This is a genomic window from Gemmiger formicilis (genome assembly GCF_024462815.1).
In the GTDB taxonomy this organism is placed as follows: domain Bacteria; phylum Bacillota; class Clostridia; order Oscillospirales; family Ruminococcaceae; genus Gemmiger.
In genome coordinates this window covers 34,279-55,593 of sequence record NZ_JANGCG010000001.1, presented here as the reverse complement: position 1 = coordinate 55,593, position 21,315 = coordinate 34,279, and the positions used below count along the sequence as shown (strand labels likewise).

Genomic DNA, 21,315 nt, shown 5'->3' with positions numbered 1-21,315 from the left:
TGCACTCCCGGTTTTGCGCCGGGAGTGCTTTTTTGTTGCTTTTTGCGCCAAGAGCCTTTATAATAGAAGTATTCTATAGTGAGGAGCTTTTCCCTATGCCGCTTATCATCCCCAAGAATCTGCCTGCCTACGACGAATTGCAGCATGAAAACGTATTTGTCATGCATCAGGAGCGCGCCATGAGCCAGCACATCCGCCCGCTGCGCATCCTGATTTTAAACCTGATGCCGACCAAAATCGTGACCGAGACCCAGCTGGCCCGCCTGCTGGCCAACAGCCCGCTGCAGGTACAGATTGCCTTTTTGCAGACGGCCACCCACAGCACCACCCACACCGCGCCCGAGCATATGAAGGCGTTCTACAAGACCTTTGACGAAATCAAGAACGAGCGTTTTGACGGTATGATTATCACCGGCGCGCCGATTGAGGACCTGGATTACGAGGATGTGGACTACTGGGACGAGCTCTGCCGCATCATGGACTACACCAAGGAAAATGTCTACTCCACCATCCACCTGTGTTGGGGTGCGCTGGCAGGGCTATACTACCACTTCGGCGTGCCCAAGGTGCATCTGGACAAGAAGATGTTCGGCGTGTTTGAACACCGCGTGACCCGCCCCTCCAACCCGCTGGTGCGCGGCTTTGATGAGGTGTTCTACGCCCCGCACAGCCGCTGGGCCGGGCTGGACCGTGCCGCGATTGACGCCTGCCCCGATTTGCGGATTCTGGCCGAGAGCGATGTTGCCGGGCCGATGCTGCTCTCCACCGAATCCGGGCGGCAGATTTTTGTCATCGGCCACCCGGAATATGACAAGTACACGTTGGACAAAGAGTATAAGCGGGACGTGAAGGCCGGCAAGCCCATCAACATTCCCTGCAACTACTACCCCAACGATGACCCCAGCCGCGACCCGCTGTTCCGCTGGCGTGCGCACGGATACCTTTTGTATACCAACTGGCTGAACTATTACGTGTATCAGGACACCCCCTATGACCTGAACCATCTGGAAGCATTGGAGAAGTAATTATGCCCAAGCTCAGCGCCTGTATTGTGGCGTACTGCGATTATGACGAGGTCTGCGCCGCTGTGCGCAGCATCCTGCACTATACCCCCGCGGCGGATTTTGCGCTGTACGTGGTGGATAACGCCAGCCCTGACGGCTGCGGCCAGAAGCTGGCCGCCACGGATTTCGGCGATGCCCGCGTGACCGTTATACAGTTAGCGGAGAACATCGGCTTCGGCAAGGGACACAACACCGTGCTGGAGCGTCTGGACAGCGAGGTGCATTTTATCCTGAACCCGGACATTCTGCTGACCGGCGATATTCTGGACGGTTTAGCTGACTGGCTGCTGACGCAGAACGGCGCAGCCATGGCCACCCCCCAGCTGTGCTACCCGGACGGCCGCCTGCAGCACCTGCCCCGCCGCAAACCCACGCCGTGGCTGCTGCTGGCACGCCAACTGGCGCCGAAGTTTGGCGGTATATTCAAGAAGGCTGATGACCACTACACCATGCAGGACGAGGATTTGACGGTTCCGCGCCGGATTGAGTTCTGCACCGGCAGCTTTATGGCCGTGCGCACAGATGTGCTGAAGGAAATCGGCGGCTTTGACCCCGCGTATTTTATGTATGTCGAGGATGCCGACCTGACCCAGAAGGTGCTGCGCAAGGGCACTGTCTGGCTGGTGCCGCAGTTTTCGGCCATCCACGCCTGGCACCGCGCCCCCATGCGCGATGCGGGCAAGTTCAAGATGCAGCTTGTCAGCATGGGCCGCTACTTCAAAAAGTGGGGCTGCGGCAAGGGCAAGGTTTGATACCAGCATTGCAAAACAAATGAAAATTGTGCAGCCACCCGTTTTTGCGGGTGGCTGCAGCTTTTTTTGGAATCCTTGTGACATTTCCTGCCGCGTGGCCGTTTAGTGGGTACAAGGCCTTGAATCAGAAAGGAAGAATCACAACGCTATGGAGGATAACAAAATCATAGATGCCCTGCTGGCAGAGCCAGAAACGGGGTTGCAGTTTTTGCTGACACAGTACGGCGGGCTGATTCATACCGTCATTTGCCGTATTCTGCCCAACAACCCGCAGGATGCCGAGGAGTGCGCTGCTGACGTTCTGGTGGCAGCATGGAAACACGCCGCCGAATTTAAGCAGCAAAACCGTCCACTGCGCGCCTGGCTGTGTGTGACGGCGCGCAATGCGGCCATCGACCGTTGGCGGGCGCTGCGGCCCCGACAACAGGAATGTGAGCTGAACAACGAACTGGCGCAGGATTGGATGACCGAGCGCCGTTCCACCGAGGCGGAAGAACTGATTGCCCAACTGCTGACCGAACTGCCGGAGCCGGACAGGGAGATATTTTTCCGCCGCTATTATTACAGGGAGTCCTGCCGCGAAATCGGCCGCAGGCTGAATATGCAGGAACATACCGTCAATGTCCGACTTTCCCGCGGGCGCAAAAAACTGCGCAAACAGTTTGCCGCGCTGCGCAATACCTATTAAGAGGGGGCTGCAACTTATGCGTAACAATACAAAAACCGCTGATTCCCTGTTGGAACAGTATCCCACAAAAACCGTGCCGCTGAGCAAGCAGGAAGAAAAGCGCATCTATGACTTGGCTATGAAAAAAATAGAGAAGGCGGGCAGTTACACGCCGCCTAAGCTGAAAAAACACCGCCGTGTACCCGTGTGCGTGGCCGCTGCCGTGGCTGCCACCTGTGTGCTTTCGGCAGGAATTGCCGCAGCACCGTATATCAAGGAGTTGGCCGAAGGAAAAATCGGGTTTTTCATCGATGCCAAATCGCAGGCGCAGGTGCAGAATGTGCTGGACGCCCCGCGCGGCGAGTACGGCGGGCAGCAGACCGATACGGAAGGCCACAATACCGAAATCGGCCAGACGCAGACGCTGGACGGCGTCAACTACACGCTGGACACGGTGTCCATGGACGCCGCCACGCTGGATTGCTTCTTTACCGTAAGCGGTGAGAATGTGGTGTCGAAATTTCTGGACGCCGACAGCATCTACCCCGAATGGGAACAGCTCAGCAGCAATACGCCATGGATGGCGGCGCAAATCAACGGCGGTGAGGAAATCTACACGATGCAAAGCGATTTCTATCGCCAGGGTGACGATACCTTCCGGCTGTGGCTGCACTACCAGCTGCCGGAAGAGCCGCAGGGCGACACCGTTATGCTGCGTTTGTTGGATTCCCACGCTGCAGAGGGAGAACCGGGGCTTAGCTACACAATGGAGCTGAACGGTGAGCAGGTGCGTGCCGGGGCGCGCCGCGTTGCGCCGACGGTGTTGGATTTCGGCATTACCGATGCCCTGCTGAGCGATAACCCCATCACGCTGGACAGCCTGTGCTTCGGCACCGGCAGCGGCAGCCTTGTGAAACATTCCGAGGCGGATGAAAAATTTGCCGAAACGCACCCCTTTGGTGTGGTAAGCGAGGACGAGGAAAAGAAACTGCGGGGTGAGGATGCGGACAACCCTGTGATCTTCAACGGCGGAATGATTTTGACCGACGATACGGGGCGGGAACTGCTGCCCAGCTCCCCCGACGGCGTGTCCGGCGGTGCTGTTGCCTATACCGTGCCGGCCGAAAATGCCCAAAGCATCACCTTTACCCCCGTGTACCACAGCGGTGTGTACGAATACGAGGAGCGCACCGTGACCGTGGACGAAATGCAGCAGGGCGTGAAAATTGCCACCAGCGATGCGGGCGGCTACACCCTGCAGAACTTTGCCGTGCAGGGGCGGGCACTGACCTGGCAGATGGTACCCTACGGCTATGCGCAGAGCTGTGAGCTGACGCCGCAGGACGAGGAATATATCGACACGAACACCAATTCCTATGCCATGCGCAGCAGCACCGTGGACCCGACCACCGGCATCATCAGCTGCCGCATCGACTACTACACCGCAGACCCCGCGCAGGTGGCGAAAATCAGCGAGTTCCGGTATCTGTTCGGCAGCGGATACCATGCGGACGAAAGCCGTGCCGTCACGCTGCCGCTGCAATAAAAAAGTCGCCCTTGACAAACCTGTTGGTAGTGTGGTACAGTAACACTATGCAAGGCCGCTGACCGACGGAATTTTGTGGGGCTTACCACAGGGGATGCGGCAAAACACTTGCACTTTAAGCCGACCGTCTGGGCTGCATACACTTAGGTTTAGTGTGTGCAGCCCTTTTTATTTTACAAAACGGAGGAATCGTTATGCTGAGCGATATTGAAATTGCACAGGCCGCCAAAATGAAGCCCATCACCGAGATTGCGGCGCAGCTGGGCCTGCAGGGTGAGGATGTTATCCCCTACGGCCACTACAAGGCAAAAATCAACCACAAGCTGGCCAAGAGTGACAAACCGGACGGCAAGCTGATTCTGATGACCGCCATCAGCCCCACCCCCGCGGGCGAGGGCAAAACTACCACCAGCGTGGGTCTGGCGGACGCCATGAACGCGCTGGGCAAGAAAACGATGCTCTGCCTGCGTGAGCCGTCCCTGGGCCCTGTGTTCGGCATCAAGGGCGGCGCGGCCGGCGGCGGCTACGCCCAGGTCGTGCCCATGGAGGACATCAACCTCCACTTTACCGGCGACATCCACGCCATCGGCACCGCCAACAATCTGCTGGCGGCTATGATTGATAACTCCATCCAGCAGGGCAACCCGCTGAACATCGACCCCCGCCGCATCACATGGAAGCGCTGCATGGATATGAATGACCGCCAGCTGCGGTTCATTGTGGACGGTCTGGGCGGCAAGGTCAACGGCACCCCGCGCGAGGACGGCTTTGATATTACCGTTGCCAGCGAGATTATGGCCATCTTCTGCCTTGCCACCGATTTGCAGGATTTGAAGGAGCGCCTGTCCCGCATTGTCTGCGCCTACACCTACGACGGCCAGCCGGTCACAGCCGGGCAAATCGGCGCAGCGGGCGCTATGACCGCCCTGCTGAAGGACGCCATTGACCCCAACCTTGTCCAGACGCTGGAAAACAACCCCGCCATCATCCACGGTGGCCCGTTTGCCAACATTGCCCACGGTTGCAACAGTGCCATTGCCACCCGACTGAGCCTAAAGCTGGCGGACTATGTTGTCACCGAGGCCGGATTCGGCGCAGATTTGGGCGCGGAGAAGTTTCTCGACATCAAGTGCCGCTATGCCGGGCTGCACCCCGCCGCTGTGGTGCTGGTTGCTACCGTCCGTGCGCTGAAATCCCACGGCGGCGTTGCCAAGCCCGACTTGAGCAAACCCAACGCCGAGGCCGTGCGCAAGGGCAGTGTGAACCTGGCCCGCCACATTGAGAACCTGCAGGGCTTCGGCGTGCCGGTCTGTGTGGCCATCAACGCCTTCCCCACCGACACGGACGAGGAAATGGCCGTTATCCATGAGGTCTGCGCCAAGGCCGGTGTGCCCTGTGCCCTGAGCGAGGTTTTTGCCAAGGGCGGCGAGGGCGGCAAGGCCCTGGCCGAAACCGTGCTGTCGATTCTGGACGATACCGCCCAGGTAAAATACACCTATGAACTGGACGCGCCGCTCACCGACAAGATTGATGCTGTAGCGAAGAAAATCTACCGTGCAGGCAGTGTCAGCTACAGTGCCGCCGCCAAAAAGACACTGGACGAGCTGACCGCCCTGGGCTACGGCGGCCTGCCGGTCTGCATTGCCAAGACGCAGTATTCCTTCAGCGACAACGCCAAGCTGACCGGCGCACCGGAGGGCTTCCCCCTCAACGTCCGCGAGGTGCGGCTCTCCGCCGGTGCGGGCTTTGTGGTCGTCGTCTGCGGCAGCATCATGACGATGCCCGGCCTGCCCAAACACCCCGCCGCCATGGATATTGACGTGGACGTGAACGGCAAGATCACCGGCCTGTTCTGATAGATACGTATAGAAAAGCTCCGCACAGCATGCGGAGCTTTTCTCGTAGATTGCTTGTAAAGTAGCGAGATGGGAGCGGGATATGGGACAGGGTCTGTCCTCACCTTCCCCCGGTGGGGGCATTGGCTTCCCCTTCGGGGGAAGCTGTCACCGAAGGTGACTGATGAGGGAGAAGCCTTGCGTTGCCGCCCTCTTGCGGCTTGCCTTACAGCGCCTCGCCGTTGGTGTCCACAACGTGGGTGTACCATGCCGCGCTGTCCTTGGGGGTGCGGGTGCCGGTGGGGTAGTCTACATACACCAGGCCAAACCGCTCGTTGTATCCCTCGCTCCACTCAAAGTTATCCAGCAGCGACCAGTGGAAGTAACCCTGCACATCGGCCCCGGCCTCTATCCCCTGCCGCAGGGCAAGCAGGTAGCGGTGGATAAAGTCGATGCGCTCCGGGTCGTGCACCTTGCCGTCCAGGTGGATGCGGTCGGTGCAGGAAAGGCCGTTCTCCGTGATAAAGATGGGCAGGCCGTACCGCTCATGGAGGAACCGCGGGCCCCACTCCATGGCTTCGGGGGTGATGGGCCAGCCGATGGCCGTGCGCGGATGACCGGCGGCACGGGGGCAGAATTCCGGCTTGCCGTCGGCTCTGGCACGCACCGCGATGGAGTTGTAGATGTTCATGCCGATAAAGTCCAACCGCCCCAGCGGCAGGGCGTCCAGCTGCTCCTGCGGGATGGCGTCAATGACGCGCTGTGCCTGCCCGCCCTTGATTTGCGGCCACTTGCCCAGCACAATCGGATCCAGCGCCGGGCTGTAGGTGAAGGTCCAGTTGCCGTCCTCCAGGTCAAACATGGCCTGCCGGGCGGCGGCGATATCGGCGGGGCTGTCGGTGGCAGGCGTGCAGATGCGGCCCGTGGGGGCAATGCCCACCAGCGCCGCCAGGTCTGCCTTGCGGATGGCGTCCGCGGCCAGACAATGCGCGTAAATTGTATTGTGCCATGCGCAGAAAACCGCGCCGTCATCGAGCTTATAGCCGGGCGCGTGTGCGCCGGTGGCATAGCCGAGGCCGACGCTGCACTGCGGCTCATTCAGCGTGAAATAGTGTGTGACGCGGCCACGGAAGTGTTCTGCCACCACGCGGGCATATTCGGCAAAGGCCTTGGCGGTATCCGCATTGAGCCAGCCGCCCTTATCCTGCAAAGCCTGCGGCAAATCCCAGTGATAGAGCGTGACATACGGCTCAATGCCTGCAGCCAGCAGCACATCGACAAAGCGGCTGTACCACGCAAGGCCCTCGGCGTTCACCGGGCCGGTGCCGCCCGGGATAATGCGCGGCCAGGCAATCGAGAAACGGTAAGCCTTCAGGTGCATGGCCTTGAGCAGCTCGACGTCCTCCGCCCAGCGGTGGTAGCTGTCGCAGGCAACGTCGCCGGTGTCACCGTTCACAATGCGGCCCGGCGTGTGGGAAAAGGTATCCCAGATGGAAACGCCGCGGCCGCCCTCTGAGACGCCGCCCTCAATCTGATAGGACGCTGTGGCCGCACCCCAGACGAAATTTTCCGGAAATGACATACACAAGACCTCCTGCCTTGGTTTATTCCTCTTTTTCTGTTTGCTCTGTAATATCGGGCGCAGGCTGCCCGCCGGGCAGCTTGTGGCCGAAGGACGGAACAAAGAAATACTTGCGGATAATGAAAATCAGCGCAATCGCGCCCACGCTGACAAGGTTCTGCACGGCGTCCTCGTGACCGACAATCATATGGCGGGCGATGGCATACAATAGCACCTCCAGCACGCTGCCGGGGCTGTGCTTGGCCAGCATCTTGATAAACTCAATGCCGATGACGATGTCCAGCGCACGCTCTAAAAAGGTGTGTACCTCCATACTGTCGGCGTCGGTGAGCAGGCCGGGCATCAGCTTCAGCAGCGGGATGACGCTCATCAGCAGGGCTATCAGCACAATAGCGGACAGCACCACCTCCAGGATGCCCGCGGCTTCGGCAATCTGGTCACGGAAAACACGCTTGAACCATTCTTCCCTGCCGTGCAGGGCGTGGTTCGTCAGGCGGCGTCTGGGCTCATTCATAGGGCTGCTCCTTTAAGTATATGATAGTTGTAGAATTGCCTTTATCATACCACATTTCACACCGCTGTACCAGCATAATTTTACAGACCGGTTTAAAGTATGACAACTCCCCTCAAAACCCCATCAAATACGACAAAAAGCGACGGTAAAAACTCCGGCCGTGCCGTTTTTTGGCTGAAATGTCCGCCGCCCACTTGCAATTTTTCGCCCCACAGTTTACACTGGTTTTACAGGACACATCTTACTTTTCTATAAAGGGGGATCTAGTGTGGCAAACGCAATGCAGCGTCTTTGGATTCACATGGGTGTTCTGTACCGTCATACCCTTTTCACAGTAAAACCACAGCGCAGTGTAACCTAATGGGGCACTGCGCTGTTTCGCTTTTGTAAGGGAGGTTTACCACATTGAAAAAAGTTGCGATTATCATGGGCTCCGACAGTGACTGGCCGGTGGTCAAGTCCGCCTGCACAGTGCTGAAGGATTTCGGCGTGCCGTATGAGGCGCACATTCTCTCGGCCCACCGCACGCCGGAGGCTGCCGCAGCCTTTGCCAAATCCGCCCGCGCCGAAGGCTACGGCGTGATTCTCTGCGCCGCGGGCATGGCAGCGCACCTGGCCGGTGCCTTTGCCGCCAACACCACCCTGCCCGTGGTGGGTATCCCAATGAAGGGCGGCGCCATGGACGGTCTGGATGCCCTGCTGGCCACCGTACAGATGCCCAGCGGCTTTCCGGTGGCCACCGTGGCGCTGAACGGTGCCAAGAACGCCGCCTATCTGGCCGTGGCGATTCTGGCCGTGGCCGATGACGCGTTGGCAGCCAAGCTGGATGCCTTCCGCGCAGACACCGCCGCCGCCATTGCCAAAAAGGATGCCGCCATCGCCGCCGAGGCCGCGGCCCTGTAATATTTACACGTCAACCACACACCGTATATTAAAAATAAGGAGCGTTTATCATGAATTACGAAGTCAAAGAGCAGCTGTACGAAGGCAAGGCAAAGCAGGTTTTTGCCACCAATGACCCCGAAATCGTTATGGTGCACTACAAGGACGATGCCACGGCCGGTGACGGCGAGAAGAAGGGCACCATCCGCGACAAGGGCATTGTCAACAACAAGCTGTCCAACGCTCTGATGCAGAAGCTCGAGAAGGAGGGCATCCCCACCCACTACGTGCAGGAGGTCAATGACCGCGACACCTTCGTCAAGAAGGTCGAGATTGTGCCGCTGGAGGTCATCATCCGCAACGTGGCCGCCGGTCATTTCAGCCTGCGCATGGGCGTGCCCGAGGGCAAGGTTTTCAAGACCCCCATTCTGGAGTACAGCTACAAGAATGACGACCTGCACGATCCGTTCATCAACCACTACTATGCCCTGGCCCTGGAGCTGGCCACGCAGGAGGAGCTGGACACCATCGCCAAGTATGCCTTCAAGGTCAACGAGGTGCTGAAAAAGATTATGCTGGACGCCAACATCCGTCTGGTAGACTTCAAGCTCGAGTTCGGCCGCCTGCCGGACGGCACCATCATTCTGGCTGACGAAATCAGCCCCGACACCTGCCGCTTCTGGGATGCCACCACCGGCGCACATCTTGACAAGGACCTGTTCCGCCGTAATATGGGCGGCGAGGCTGACGCCTATCAGGAGGTCATGAAGCGCCTGCTGGGCTGATTTTTTCCGCAGACAGAGCTCGGCTTTTGCCGCTGCGGCTTTCTACTTTCCGATAAATGGAGCAAAACATGAACGAATTTTCCCAATATGCCGCGGGCCTGCACGAGGAGTGCGGCGTGTTCGGTATGTATGATAAAACCGGCGAGACCGATATGGTCAGCGCCGTCTACAGCGCCCTGTACGCGCTGCAGCACCGCGGGCAGGAGAGCTGCGGCATTGCCCTAAACGTGGACGGCGTACTGTCCGGCTACCGCGATCTGGGTCTTGTCAGCGAGGTCTTTACCAAGCGCGTGTTGGAAGATTTGCCCCACGGTGCCAAGATGGCTACCGGCCACGTGCGGTATGCCACCGCCGGGCAGCGCAGCCGTTCCAACGCGCAGCCGATGGTTCTGCACCACTGCAAGGGTGCCATGGCCGTCTGCCACAACGGCAATCTGGTCAACGCGCCCAAGCTGCGCCGCAAGCTGGAGATGAGTGGTTCCATCTTCCACGGCACCTCCGATACCGAGGTCATTGCCTATCTCCTGACCCAGAACCGCCTGCTGACCCCCAACATTGAGATGGCCGTCAGCCGCACGATGGATGACATCGAGGGCGCGTACTCTCTGGTCATTATGACCCACACCAAGCTCATTGCGGCGCGTGACCCCAACGGCTTCCGCCCGCTGTGCATCGGTGAGCTGCCCAACGGCAACGGCTGGGCCTTTGCCAGCGAGAGCTGCGCGCTGGACGCCGTGGGTGCAAAATTCGTCCGCGACGTGAAGCCCGGCGAAATCGTGATTGCCGACCACAACGGCCTGCGCACAATGGAGGACCACTGCGGCACGGCCCCGCACACGATGTGCGTGTTTGAGTACATCTACTTTGCCCGCCCCGATTCCGTCATTGAGGGCACCTGCGTGCATGAGGCCCGCCTGCAGGCCGGGCGCTTCCTTGCGCAGGAGCATCCTGTAGACGCCGATGTGGTCATCGGCGCGCCGGATTCCGGCCTTGACGCCGCCTTGGGCTACGCGCAGGAAAGCGGTATTCCCTACGGCGTGGGCTTTATCAAGAACAAATATGTCGGCCGCACCTTCATTCAGGGCTCGCAGGCCCAGCGTGAGAGCAGCGTGCGCATCAAGCTGAACGCTATTTCGTCCACAGTCAAGGGCAAGCGCGTTGTGCTGGTGGATGATTCCATCGTCCGCGGCACGACCAGCGCCCGCACCATCCGCCTGCTGCGCGAGGCCGGTGCCGCCGAGGTGCATTACCGCATCAGCGCACCGCCGTTTGCCCACCCCTGCTATTTTGGCACTGACATTCCCGATGAGAAGGACCTGATTGCCACCGGCCACACGGTGGAGGAAATCAACAAGCTGGTCGGCTCCGACAGTCTGGGCTACCTGAGCATTGAGCACGTGCAGCAGCTGGCCATCCACAGCAAGTGCGGCTTCTGCACAGGCTGCTTCACCGGCGAATACCCGGTCAACCCGCCCACCGAGACGATGGACATTGTCTACGACAAGCCGCTGAGCGTGTCAAACCCGAACAAAAAGCTGTAAAAATTTCATCCCCACAAATACGAACGGATTCGCAAGGGAGATTCTATTATGGAAAAAAGCTATTCTGCCAGCTACGCCGCCGCAGGCGTGGATATTACCGCCGGGTATCGCTCGGTTGAGCTGATGAAGCAGTATGTGGCCCGCACCATGACCGAGAATTGCATCGGCGGTCTGGGCGGCTTCGGCGGCCTGTTTGAGCTGGACTGCTCCGGCATGGAGCACCCGGTTCTGATTTCCGGCACGGACGGCGTCGGCACCAAGCTGCGCATTGCCATGCTGCTGGACAAGCACGATACCATCGGCATCGACTGCGTGGCCATGTGCGTCAATGATGTTATCTGCGCGGGCGCAAAGCCGCTGGTTTTCCTTGACTACATTGCCTGCGGCAAGAACATCCCGGAAAAGATTGCCGAGATCGTCAAGGGCGTGGCCGAGGGCTGCGTGCAGGCGGGCTGTTCCCTTGTGGGCGGCGAAACCGCCGAGCATCCCGGTATGATGCCCGAGGATGAGTACGATCTGGCGGGCTTCACCGTCGGCGTTGTGGACAAGGCCAAGATTCTGGACAACTCCACGATGCAGACGGGCGATGTCATCATCGCCCTGCCCTCCACCGGCGTGCACTCCAATGGCTTCTCGCTGGTTCGCAAGATTTTTGACATCGACAACCACCCCGAGGTATTGCAGAAAACCTTTGACGGCATGGACAAGCCTTTGGGCGAGGCCCTGCTGGCCCCCACGAAGATTTACGTCAAGCCGGTGCTGGCCGTTATGGACGAGCTGACCGTCAAGGGCGTGTCCCACATCACTGGCGGTGGCTTCTATGAGAACATTCCCCGCAGCCTGAAGAAGGGCTGTGCAGCCCGCATTGCCAAGGCCGATGTGCGCACCCCTGCCCTGTTTGACGTGATGCAGCGCGAGGGCGGCATTTCCGAGCACGATATGTTCAACACCTTCAATATGGGCGTTGGCATGGTGCTGACCGTTGCCCCCGAGGATGCGGACAAGGCCATTGCGATTCTGAAGGCCCACGGCGAGGACGCCTACCGTCTGGGCACCATCGTTGAGGGTGACGGGGTCGAGCTGGTATGAAGCGTGTAGCGGTACTGGTATCGGGCGGCGGCACCAACCTGCAGGCCCTGCTGGAAAGTGAGCGCCGCGGCGAAAACCCGAACGGGAAAATCGTGCTGGTGGTTGCCAGCAAACCCGGCGTGTATGCGCTCGAGCGCGCCGCCAATTTCGGCGTGGAGAGCGCGGTTGTCAGCCGTAAGGACTATGCTGACAGCGCCGCCTTTGACACCGCGCTGCTGGAGGTGCTGCAAAGCCACCAGATTGACGTGGTGGTGCTGGCAGGCTTTTTGAGCGTGCTGGGCGAGAAGGTCATTGCGGCCTACCGCAACAAAATTCTGAACGTCCACCCCAGTTTGATTCCCAGTTTCTGCGGCCCGGGCTACTATGGCCTGCGCGTACATGAGGCAGCGCTGGCCCGCGGCGTAAAGCTGACCGGCGCAACCGTCCACCTTGTGAACGAGGAATGTGACGGCGGGCCGATTCTGCTGCAGAAGGCCGTGGCTGTTCAGCCCGGTGACACCCCCGAGACATTGCAGAAGCGCGTCATGGTCGAGGCCGAGTGGCAGCTGCTGCCCAAGGCACTGGCGATGGTGTGCAGTGACGAGGTATAAACAATGAAAAAGAATCTGTACAAATATCTGGCCGGGAATGAATACCCGGGCCGCGGCATTGTGCTGGGGCAAAGCCCTGATGGCCAGAAGGCGTTTGTGGCCTACTGGATTATGGGCCGCAGCGCCAACAGCCGCAACCGCGTGTTTGAGCCCATCGAGGGCGGCATCCGCACGGTAGCCGCCGACCCTGCCAAGCTGGAGGACCCGCATCTGATTATCTACAATGCGGTGCTGACCCTGCGCGAGACCACCGTGGTGACCAACGGCGACCAGACCGACACGATTGCCCAGTTTATGAACGGCAACCTTTTCCCCGGCTACAGCTTTGAAGCCGCCCTTGCCACCCGCACCTTTGAGGATGACGCCCCCAACTTCACACCGCGCATCTCCGGCGTGATGGATATGCGCCGCGGCGGCTACAAGCTGTCCATCGTCAAATCCAACGAGGGCCGCGCCGACAGCGTGCAGCGCCAGACCTTCGATTACCCCCAGCCCATGGCCGGCGAGGGACATTTCATCAGCACCTACGTCAAGAACGGCGCGCCGATTCCCAGCTTTGCCGGGGAGCCGCTGCGCGTGGCCATTGACACCAACGATGCCGACGCCTTTGCCAAAAAGCTGTGGAAGAACTTGAACGCTGACAACAAGGTCAGCCTGTTTGTCCGTAGCATTGAGCTGGAGACCGGCGCCTATGAGGACATTATTCTGAACAAATACACCGCTGTGGAGGGTTAATATGAACGAATTTCAACTGAAATACGGCACAAACCCCAACCAGAAGCCCGCCCGCATCTATATGGCCGATGGCAGTGACCTGCCGGTACAGATTCTGAACGGCCGCCCGGGCTACATCAACTTTCTGGATGCCTTCAACTCCTGGCAGCTTGTGCGCGACCTGAAGAAGGCGCTGGGCCAGCCCGCCGCCGCCAGCTTCAAGCACGTCTCCCCTGCCGGTGCCGCCATCGGCCTGCCGCTGGACGATACCCTGCGCGCCATGTACCACATTGCGCCGGAGACCGAGCTCTCCCCGCTGGCCTGCGCCTATGCCCGCGCCCGCGGTGCGGACCGTATGTCCAGCTTCGGCGACTGGATTGCACTTTCCGATGTCTGCGATTTGTCCACCGCCAAGCTCATCCAGCACGAGGTATCAGACGGCATCATTGCCCCCGGCTATGATGCCGACGCACTTGAGGTGCTGAAGGGAAAGAAAAAGGGCAACTACGCCATTGTGCAGATTGACCCCAGCTACGAGCCGCAGCCGCTGGAAACCCGCACGGTCTTTGGCGTGACCTTTGAGCAGGGCCGCCAGGATTTGGCCATTTCCAACGAGACGATGCTGCAGAACATTGTGACCGAGAACAAGTTCATCAGTGACGAGCAGCGCCGCGATCTGATTATCAGCCTGATCGTGCTGAAATACACCCAGTCCAACAGCGTCTGCTACGTGCAGGACGGCCAGACCATCGGCGTGGGCGCAGGCCAGCAGAGCCGCGTACACTGCACCCGCCTGGCCGGTCAGAAGGCCGACAACTGGCAGTTGCGCCATATGCCAAAGGTTCTGGCCCTGCCCTTCCGTGACGATGTGGCCAAGCCCAACCGCGACAACGCGATTGACGTCTATATCGGCGACACGCCGGAGGACGTGATTGGCGATGATGTCTGGGCCGAGACCTTTACCGAGCAGCCCGCCCCGCTGACCGCTGCGGAAAAGCGCGCGTGGCTGGACGCCGTGACCGGCGTTTCTCTGGGCAGCGATGCCTTCTTCCCCTTCGGCGACAACATTGAGCGTGCACGCCGCAGCGGCGTGACGGCCATCGTGCAGCCGGGCGGCTCCATCCGCGATGGGCAGGTCATTGACACCTGCAACAAATATAACATTGCCATGGCGTTCTGCGGCATCCGGCTGTTCCATCACTGATATTTTTCATCGCGCCTGCGGCGTTTTTTCCGCCGCGGGCTGTTGGTGTTTTACAGGAGGTTTCCCCTATGAAAATTCTGGTTGTTGGCGGCGGCGGGCGTGAGCACGCCATCATCCGCGCACTGAAAAAGAGCCCCCGCTGCACCGAAATCTGGTGCGCGCCCGGCAACGGCGGCATCAGCTATGATGCACACTGCAAGGCCATCCCGGCCACCGATGTGGACGCCATGGTCAAGTTTGCCAAGGAAGAAGCCTTTGACTACGCGGTAGTCGCACAGGATGACCCGCTGGCGCTGGGCATGGTGGACGCGTTGGCCGCCGTCGGTATTCCGGCCTTCGGCCCCGACAAGGCCGCGGCCCGCATTGAGGCCAGCAAGGTGTTCAGCAAGGATTTGATGAAGAAATACGGTATCCCCACCGCCAAGTATGAAACCTTTGACAACCCCGAGAAGGTCATGGACTACATCCGTGCCGAGGGCAAATACCCGGTCGTCATCAAGGCGGACGGTCTGGCGCTGGGCAAGGGCGTGCTGATTTGCCAGAATGAGCAGGAGGCTGCCGACGGCGTCAAGGAGATTATGCTGGACAAAAAGTTCGGTGCCTCCGGCAACCATGTGGTTGTGGAGGAGTTTCTGACCGGTCCCGAGGTCAGCGTGCTTTCCTTCTGTGACGGCAAGACCGTCAAGCCGATGGTGTCCAGCATGGACCACAAGCGTGCGCTGGACCACGATGAGGGCCTGAACACCGGCGGCATGGGCACGGTGGCCCCGAACCCCTACTACACGCCGGAAATTGCCGAGCGCTGCATGAAGGAGATTTTCCTGCCCACCGTTGCGGCCATGCAGGCCGAAGGCTGCCCCTTCAAAGGTTGCCTCTATTTCGGCCTGATGCTGACCCCCGACGGCCCCAAGGTTATTGAGTACAACTGCCGCTTTGGCGACCCCGAGACACAGGTGGTGCTGCCCCTGCTGGAAAGCGACCTGCTGACCGTGATGGAGGCCACCACCAACGGCACACTGGCCGAAACCGAGGTCAAGTTCCGCGACGGCGCTGCCGCCTGCGTGATTCTGGCCAGCGGCGGCTACCCGGTTGCCTACGAAAAGGGCAAGGAGATTACCGGTCTTACCGCCGGTCAACTTGACGCGAAGGGCGTGACGGTGTATCATTCAGGTACAGCCCTTCAAAATGGTACGCTTGTCACCAACGGCGGCCGCGTGCTGGGCGTGACCGCCACGGCCAACACCCTGCCCGAGGCTCTGAAAAAAGCCTACGCCGCAACGGAGGGTATCCACTTTGACAAGCTGCACAAGCGCAGCGACATCGGCGCACGTGCGCTGGCGGCGATGCGCTGAACCCACTTCCTGCAAATTCAACTCTCAGGAGGAAATACAATGGTATATCGCATTTATGTTGAGAAAAAGCCCGGCTTCGACGGCGAAGCGCAGGGCCTGCTGCATGAGCTGGTCGATCTGGTTGGCATCAAGAGCCTGACCGGCTTGCGTCTGCTGAACCGCTATGACGTGGAGGGCATCGACAACGTGCTGTTCCAGCAGGCTGTGCCCACCGTTTTCAGTGAGCCGCCGGTCGATGTGACCTATGACAAGCTGCCCGAGGCCGAGAATGTTTTTGCGGTCGAGTATCTGCCCGGCCAGTTTGACCAGCGCGCCGACTCCGCCAGCGAGTGCATCCAGCTGCTGAGCCAGGGCGAGCGCCCCGCCGTGCGCTCCGCCCGCGTCTACCTGCTGCAGGGTGCGCTGACCGAGGACGACCTTGCCGCCATCAAGAAGTATGTCATCAACCCGGTCGAGGCCCGCGAGGCCAGCCTGGACGAGCGCAACACCTTGAAGATGGAGTTTGCCATCCCCACCGAGGTTGAGACGCTGACCGGCTTCACTGCGCTGGACGAGGACGCGCTGGAGACCTTCCGCACCGAGAAGGGTCTGGCAATGGACCACGCCGACATCGTGTTCTGCCAGAATTACTTCAAGTCCGAGCACCGCGACCCGACCATCACGGAAATCCGCCTGATTGACACCTACTGGTCTGACCACTGCCGCCACACCACCTTTGGCACGATTCTTGACGATGTCAAGATTGATGATGCTGTGGTGCAGGCCGCCTTTGACCGCTATATGGCCCTGCGTGCCGAGACCGGCCGCGACCAGAAGAACCGCACCCTGATGGACTGCGCTACCATCGGTGCCAAAGCCCTCAAGCAGCGTGGTATTCTGCAGAACCTTGACGAGAGCGAGGAAATCAACGCCTGCACGGTCAAAATCAAGTGCGATGTGGATGGTGAGCAGCAGGACTGGCTGTTCCTGTTCAAGAACGAGACCCACAACCACCCCACCGAGATTGAGCCCTTCGGTGGTGCTGCCACCTGTATCGGCGGTGCCATCCGTGACCCGCTTTCCGGTCGCAGCTATGTCTATCAGGCCATGCGCGTGACTGGCGCGGCTGACCCGCTGAAGCCTGTCTCCGAGACGATGCCCGGCAAGCTGCCTCAGCGCAAGCTGGTCACCACCGCAGCCGCGGGCTATTCCAGCTACGGCAACCAGATTGGCCTTGCCACCGGTCAGGTAGCCGAGCTCTACCACCCCGGCTACGCCGCCAAGCGGATGGAAATCGGTGCCGTTGTGGGTGCAACCCCCGCCAGCCACGTCCGCCGCGAGGAACCCGCTCCCGGCGATGTGGTCATTCTGCTGGGCGGCCGCACCGGCCGTGACGGCGTCGGCGGTGCCACCGGCTCCTCCAAGGCACACAAGCTGACCAGTCTGGAAACCTGCGGTGCCGAGGTGCAGAAAGGCAACGCGCCCATCGAGCGCAAGCTGCAGCGTCTCTTCCGCCGCGAGGACGCCTGCCGCCTGATCAAGCGCTGCAATGACTTCGGCGCGGGCGGTGTTTCCGTGGCCATCGGCGAGCTGGCCGACGGCCTGCACATCGATTTGAACAAGGTTACCCGCAAGTACGAGGGTCTGGACGGCACCGAGCTGGCCATCTCCGAGAGCCAGGAGCGTATGGCCGTGGCCGTTGCTGCCGAGGATGCCGAGACCTTTATGCAGTATGCTGCCGAAGAAAACCTCGAAGCTACGATTGTTGCCACCGTGACCGAGGAAAAGCGTATGCGCGAGGTCTGGAACGGCAAGACGATTGTTGACCTCTCCCGCGAGTTTCTGAACTCCAACGGTGCCGAGCGCCACGCCAGCGCCCATATTCTGGCCGGCCACAGCTGGCAACCGCACTTTGCCGGCAACACCTTTGAGGAAAAAATGGCGTCCATGGTCTCTGACCTGAACGTCTGCAGCCAGAAGGGTCTGGGCGAGCGCTTTGACTCCACCATCGGCGCGGCCACCGTGCTGATGCCCTACGGCGGCAAGTACCAGCTGACCCCGACCATGGCCATGGCCGCCAAGCTGCCTGTGGACGGCGAGACCACCACCTGCAGCGGTATGGCGTGGGGCTTCAACCCCTATCTGACCGAGGCCGACCCCTACCGCGGCGCTTATCTGGCTGTGGTCGAGAGCGTGACCAAGCTGGTCTGCGCAGGCTTCCACCACAAGGATATGTACCTGACCTTCCAGGAATATTTTGAGCACATGAATGATAAGCCCGAGCGCTGGGGCAAGCCGCTGGCTGCCCTGCTGGGTGCGCTGGATGCACAGATGGGTCTGGGCATTGCGTCCATCGGCGGCAAGGACTCCATGTCCGGCAGCTTTGAGGGGCTGGACGTGCCCCCGACACTGGTCAGCTTTGCCACCGCAGTCGGCAACACGCATGACGTGCAGAGCCCCGAGTTCAAGAAGGCCAACAGCTCGGTTGTCATTCTGCGCCCCAACTGCAAGAACGGTCTGCCCGAGGTCGGCAGCCTGATTGCCATTTACAAGGCCGTTGAGCAGATGATTGACGAAGGCAAGGTGCTGGCCGCCGCCACCCCCGGCTACGGCGGTGTGGCCGAGGCCCTCTTCAAGATGTGTGTCGGCAACCATGTCGGCCTGCAGCTGTCCAACGATATCGACCTCGACAGCCTTTTCAAGCCCGCCTACGGTGCGGTCATTCTGGAGCTGCTTGACCCCTCTGCCGGTGAGTTCCTCGGCTTCACCACCGTGGATTACACGCTGGAGGCCGAGGGCAAGCACATCGACCTGGCCCGCCTACAGGAGCTGTGGGAGGCCAAGCTGGAACCGGTGTTCCCCTACCGCAAGCCCGGCGAATTTGTGCCCGCGCTGGAGCATGACTGTCCCGCCAACAAGCGCGTAGCCCCCGCTGTGCGCCTTGCCACGCCGCGCGTGATTATCCCTGTTTTCCCCGGCACGAACTGCGAGTATGATACGGCCCGCGCCTTCCGCCGTGCCGGTGGTGACCCCCATATTCTGGTGCTGAAGAACCTGACCCCCGCCGATGTGGCCGAGAGCTGCGAGGCGCTGGTGAAGGAGCTGGACGAGGCACAGATTCTGATGCTGCCGGGCGGCTTCTCCGGCGGTGACGAGCCGGACGGCTCCGCCAAGTTCATTGCAGCCTTCTTCCGCAATCCTGCTGTGGCTGATGCTGTCAACCGCCTGCTGAACCAGCGCGACGGTCTGGCACTGGGCATCTGCAACGGCTTCCAGGCGCTGATTAAGCTGGGCCTTGTCCCCTACGGCGAAATCCGCCCCATCACCGAGAATGACCCGACGCTGACCTTCAACACGATTCACCGCCATCAGTCCATGCTGGTGCGCACCCGCGTGGCCAGCAACAAGAGCCCGTGGCTGAGCAAGTGCGACATCAACGATGAGCACCTGATTGCCATCAGCCATGGCGAGGGCCGCTTTGTCTGCAATGAGCAGCTGCTGAACCAGCTTATCGACAACGGCCAGATTGCCACCCAGTATGTGGATCTGACCTGCCGCCCGACGATGGACCTGCGCTACAATCCCAACGGCTCTGTGCTGGCCATTGAGGGCATTACCAGCCCGGACGGCCGTGTCTTTGGCAAGATGGGCCACAGCGAGCGCAGCGGCGAGTTGCTGTACAAGAACGTCACCGGCGACAAGTACCAGCCGATTTTTGAGGGCGGCGTAAACTACTTCAAGCTGTAAGAAAGTTGAGGACTTTTTCCATGGCACAACATGACAGATACATTTCCCCCTTCAGCACCCGGTACGCCTCTGACGAGATGCAGTACATCTTCTCGGAGGACAACAAGTTCCGCACCTGGCGCAGACTGTGGATTGCACTGGCCAAGGCCGAGCAGAAGCAGGGTCTGGCCATCACCGATGAGCAGATTGCCGAGCTGGAGGCGCACAAGGATGACATCAACTATGAGGATGCCATTGCCCGCGAGAAGCTGGTTCGCCACGATGTGATGAGCCACGTCTACGCCTACGGCCTGCAGTGCCCCAAGGCAAAGGGCATCATCCATCTGGGTGCCACCAGCTGCTATGTCGGCGATAACACCGATGTTATCATCATGCGCGAGGGCCTGCAGCTTGTCCGCAAGAAACTCATCGGCGTGCTGGCAAACCTTGCCAAATTTGCCGATGAATACAAGGCCATGCCCTGCCTGGCCTACACCCACTGCCAGCCCGCCCAGCTCACCACCGTGGGCAAGCGCGCCACCCTCTGGATGAACGAATTGTACATGGATTTAGAGGAGGTTGACCACCAGATTTCCCAGCTGGCGCTGCGCGGCGTCAAGGGAACCACCGGCACGCAGGCCAGCTTTGTGGAGCTGTTCAACGGCGATTCTGCCAAAATCAAGGCGGTCGAGGCGGACGTCTGCGCCCAGATGGGCTTTGACAAGGTCGTGCCGGTCTGCGGCCAGACCTACAGCCGCAAGGTGGACTACAACGTCCTGTCCGCCGTGGCCGGTATTGGTCAGAGCGCAATGAAAATGGCCACCGACATCCGCCTGCTGGCCAACTTCAAGGAGATGGAAGAGCCGTTTGAGAAGAACCAGATTGGCTCTTCTGCTATGCCGTACAAGCGCAACCCCATGCGCTGCGAGCGTATCTGCGCCCTGAGCCGCTACCTGATGGTGGACGTGCTGAATCCCGCCATCACCGCAGGCACCCAGTGGTTTGAGCGTACCCTCGACGATTCCGCCAACAAGCGCATTGCCATGGCGGAGGGTTTCCTGGCCGCCGATGCCGTTCTGAATATCCTGCTGAACGTCTCTGACGGGCTGGTTGTCTACCCGAAGGTTGTCCGCGCCCGCGTTATGGCCGAGCTGCCCTTTATGGCCAGCGAGAACATTATGATGAAGGCCGTCAAGAAGGGCGGTGACCGTCAGGAGCTGCACGAGCGCCTGCGTGAGCACGCTGTGGCCGCCGCCGCGGTTGTTAAGCAGGAGGGCAAGCCCAACGATATGATTGCCCGCGTGGAGGCTGACCCCGCCTTCGGCCTGAGCCGTGAGGAGATTGAGGCCGAGCTCTCGCCCGAAGCCTTCACCGGTCGCAGCGCCGAGCAGGTCACCGAGTTCCTGCGTGACGTCATCCAGCCTGTGCTGGACGCCAACAAGGAGGATCTGGGCCAGCACGTCGAGCTGAGCGTCTAAGCCCTTTCCCGCATC

General features: G+C 60.3%; 17 protein-coding genes and 1 riboswitch. Of the genes, 15 read left to right on the top strand and 2 right to left on the bottom strand.

Features of this window, described 5'->3' with window-relative positions:
* Positions 1-95: 95 nt before the first annotated feature.
* The 5 genes from metA (at position 96) to NE623_RS00220 (ending at position 5,885) form a co-directional block, all read left to right on the top strand.
* Positions 96-1,025 (top strand): homoserine O-acetyltransferase MetA, encoded by a 930-nt coding sequence (gene metA / locus NE623_RS00240; RefSeq protein WP_256271188.1) that lies wholly within the window; start codon positions 96-98, stop codon positions 1,023-1,025.
* A gap of 2 nt (positions 1,026-1,027) precedes the next feature.
* The gene (locus tag NE623_RS00235) at positions 1,028-1,816 is read left to right on the top strand and encodes a glycosyltransferase family 2 protein (protein ID WP_256271189.1); all 789 of its coding nucleotides are present in this window, start codon (positions 1,028-1,030) and stop codon (positions 1,814-1,816) included.
* A 148-nt stretch (positions 1,817-1,964) separates the two neighbouring features.
* Positions 1,965-2,504, top strand: coding sequence for a sigma-70 family RNA polymerase sigma factor (locus tag NE623_RS00230; protein WP_256271190.1), 540 nt, complete (start codon positions 1,965-1,967; stop codon positions 2,502-2,504).
* 16 nt (positions 2,505-2,520) lie between these two features.
* On the top strand, positions 2,521-4,029 hold the full coding sequence (locus tag NE623_RS00225) for a hypothetical protein (protein WP_256271191.1): 1,509 nt from the start codon (positions 2,521-2,523) through the stop codon (positions 4,027-4,029).
* A gap of 48 nt (positions 4,030-4,077) precedes the next feature.
* Positions 4,078-4,170, top strand: a riboswitch (ZMP/ZTP riboswitch).
* 53 nt (positions 4,171-4,223) lie between these two features.
* On the top strand, positions 4,224-5,885 hold the full coding sequence (locus tag NE623_RS00220) for a formate--tetrahydrofolate ligase (RefSeq protein ID WP_305146072.1): 1,662 nt from the start codon (positions 4,224-4,226) through the stop codon (positions 5,883-5,885).
* Between the two features lie 205 nt (positions 5,886-6,090).
* Here the strand turns inward: NE623_RS00220 and NE623_RS00215 are convergent, their stop codons facing one another.
* Positions 6,091-7,446, bottom strand: a complete 1,356-nt coding sequence (locus tag NE623_RS00215) for a GH1 family beta-glucosidase (protein WP_256271192.1) — start codon at positions 7,444-7,446, stop codon at positions 6,091-6,093.
* A 22-nt stretch (positions 7,447-7,468) separates the two neighbouring features.
* Positions 7,469-7,960, bottom strand: a complete 492-nt coding sequence (locus tag NE623_RS00210) for a transporter (protein WP_256271193.1) — start codon at positions 7,958-7,960, stop codon at positions 7,469-7,471.
* Between the two features lie 405 nt (positions 7,961-8,365).
* Between NE623_RS00210 and purE the strand changes: the two genes are divergently transcribed.
* The 10 genes from purE (at position 8,366) to purB (ending at position 21,300) form a co-directional block, all read left to right on the top strand.
* Complete coding sequence (gene purE / locus NE623_RS00205; RefSeq protein ID WP_256271194.1) at positions 8,366-8,863, top strand: 5-(carboxyamino)imidazole ribonucleotide mutase; 498 nt, start codon at positions 8,366-8,368, stop codon at positions 8,861-8,863.
* Between the two features lie 50 nt (positions 8,864-8,913).
* The gene (gene purC, locus NE623_RS00200) at positions 8,914-9,627 is read left to right on the top strand and encodes a phosphoribosylaminoimidazolesuccinocarboxamide synthase (RefSeq protein ID WP_256271195.1); all 714 of its coding nucleotides are present in this window, start codon (positions 8,914-8,916) and stop codon (positions 9,625-9,627) included.
* 68 nt (positions 9,628-9,695) lie between these two features.
* Positions 9,696-11,168: an amidophosphoribosyltransferase gene (purF, locus tag NE623_RS00195; protein WP_256271196.1), complete on the top strand. Its 1,473-nt coding sequence runs from the start codon at positions 9,696-9,698 to the stop codon at positions 11,166-11,168.
* Between the two features lie 48 nt (positions 11,169-11,216).
* Positions 11,217-12,257, top strand: coding sequence for a phosphoribosylformylglycinamidine cyclo-ligase (purM, locus tag NE623_RS00190; RefSeq protein ID WP_256271197.1), 1,041 nt, complete (start codon positions 11,217-11,219; stop codon positions 12,255-12,257).
* Positions 12,254-12,847: a phosphoribosylglycinamide formyltransferase gene (purN, locus tag NE623_RS00185; protein WP_256271198.1), complete on the top strand. Its 594-nt coding sequence runs from the start codon at positions 12,254-12,256 to the stop codon at positions 12,845-12,847. The genes purM and purN overlap by 4 nt, the downstream gene beginning before the upstream one ends.
* A gap of 3 nt (positions 12,848-12,850) precedes the next feature.
* Positions 12,851-13,582, top strand: a complete 732-nt coding sequence (locus tag NE623_RS00180; RefSeq protein WP_256271199.1) for an IMP cyclohydrolase — start codon at positions 12,851-12,853, stop codon at positions 13,580-13,582.
* Position 13,583: 1 nt separating this feature from the next.
* Positions 13,584-14,765, top strand: coding sequence for a phosphoribosylaminoimidazolecarboxamide formyltransferase (locus NE623_RS00175; RefSeq protein ID WP_256271200.1), 1,182 nt, complete (start codon positions 13,584-13,586; stop codon positions 14,763-14,765).
* A gap of 68 nt (positions 14,766-14,833) precedes the next feature.
* Positions 14,834-16,117 carry a phosphoribosylamine--glycine ligase gene (purD, locus tag NE623_RS00170; protein ID WP_256271201.1) on the top strand — a complete coding sequence of 428 codons (1,284 nt, stop codon included), beginning with the start codon at positions 14,834-14,836 and terminating at the stop codon, positions 16,115-16,117.
* 39 nt (positions 16,118-16,156) lie between these two features.
* Positions 16,157-19,843 carry a phosphoribosylformylglycinamidine synthase gene (locus tag NE623_RS00165; protein ID WP_256271202.1) on the top strand — a complete coding sequence of 1,229 codons (3,687 nt, stop codon included), beginning with the start codon at positions 16,157-16,159 and terminating at the stop codon, positions 19,841-19,843.
* A 20-nt stretch (positions 19,844-19,863) separates the two neighbouring features.
* On the top strand, positions 19,864-21,300 hold the full coding sequence (purB, locus tag NE623_RS00160) for an adenylosuccinate lyase (RefSeq protein WP_256271203.1): 1,437 nt from the start codon (positions 19,864-19,866) through the stop codon (positions 21,298-21,300).
* Positions 21,301-21,315 lie beyond the last annotated feature (15 nt).

Excerpts from the sequence above, each read along its gene's own strand:
- purC (WP_256271195.1), top strand. The coding sequence starts at position 8,914 with ATGAATTACGAAGTCAAAGAGCAGCTGTACGAAGGCAAGGCAAAGCAG.
- NE623_RS00220 (WP_305146072.1), top strand. The coding sequence starts at position 4,224 with ATGCTGAGCGATATTGAAATTGCACAGGCCGCCAAAATGAAGCCCATC.
- metA (WP_256271188.1), top strand. The coding sequence starts at position 96 with ATGCCGCTTATCATCCCCAAGAATCTGCCTGCCTACGACGAATTGCAG.
- NE623_RS00235 (WP_256271189.1), top strand. The coding sequence starts at position 1,028 with ATGCCCAAGCTCAGCGCCTGTATTGTGGCGTACTGCGATTATGACGAG.
- NE623_RS00215 (WP_256271192.1), bottom strand. The coding sequence starts at position 7,446 with ATGTCATTTCCGGAAAATTTCGTCTGGGGTGCGGCCACAGCGTCCTAT.
- NE623_RS00175 (WP_256271200.1), top strand. The coding sequence starts at position 13,584 with ATGAACGAATTTCAACTGAAATACGGCACAAACCCCAACCAGAAGCCC.
- NE623_RS00230 (WP_256271190.1), top strand. The coding sequence starts at position 1,965 with ATGGAGGATAACAAAATCATAGATGCCCTGCTGGCAGAGCCAGAAACG.
- NE623_RS00180 (WP_256271199.1), top strand. The coding sequence starts at position 12,851 with ATGAAAAAGAATCTGTACAAATATCTGGCCGGGAATGAATACCCGGGC.
- NE623_RS00225 (WP_256271191.1), top strand. The coding sequence starts at position 2,521 with ATGCGTAACAATACAAAAACCGCTGATTCCCTGTTGGAACAGTATCCC.
- purD (WP_256271201.1), top strand. The coding sequence starts at position 14,834 with ATGAAAATTCTGGTTGTTGGCGGCGGCGGGCGTGAGCACGCCATCATC.
- purF (WP_256271196.1), top strand. The coding sequence starts at position 9,696 with ATGAACGAATTTTCCCAATATGCCGCGGGCCTGCACGAGGAGTGCGGC.
- NE623_RS00165 (WP_256271202.1), top strand. The coding sequence starts at position 16,157 with ATGGTATATCGCATTTATGTTGAGAAAAAGCCCGGCTTCGACGGCGAA.
- NE623_RS00210 (WP_256271193.1), bottom strand. The coding sequence starts at position 7,960 with ATGAATGAGCCCAGACGCCGCCTGACGAACCACGCCCTGCACGGCAGG.
- purN (WP_256271198.1), top strand. The coding sequence starts at position 12,254 with ATGAAGCGTGTAGCGGTACTGGTATCGGGCGGCGGCACCAACCTGCAG.
- purM (WP_256271197.1), top strand. The coding sequence starts at position 11,217 with ATGGAAAAAAGCTATTCTGCCAGCTACGCCGCCGCAGGCGTGGATATT.
- purB (WP_256271203.1), top strand. The coding sequence starts at position 19,864 with ATGGCACAACATGACAGATACATTTCCCCCTTCAGCACCCGGTACGCC.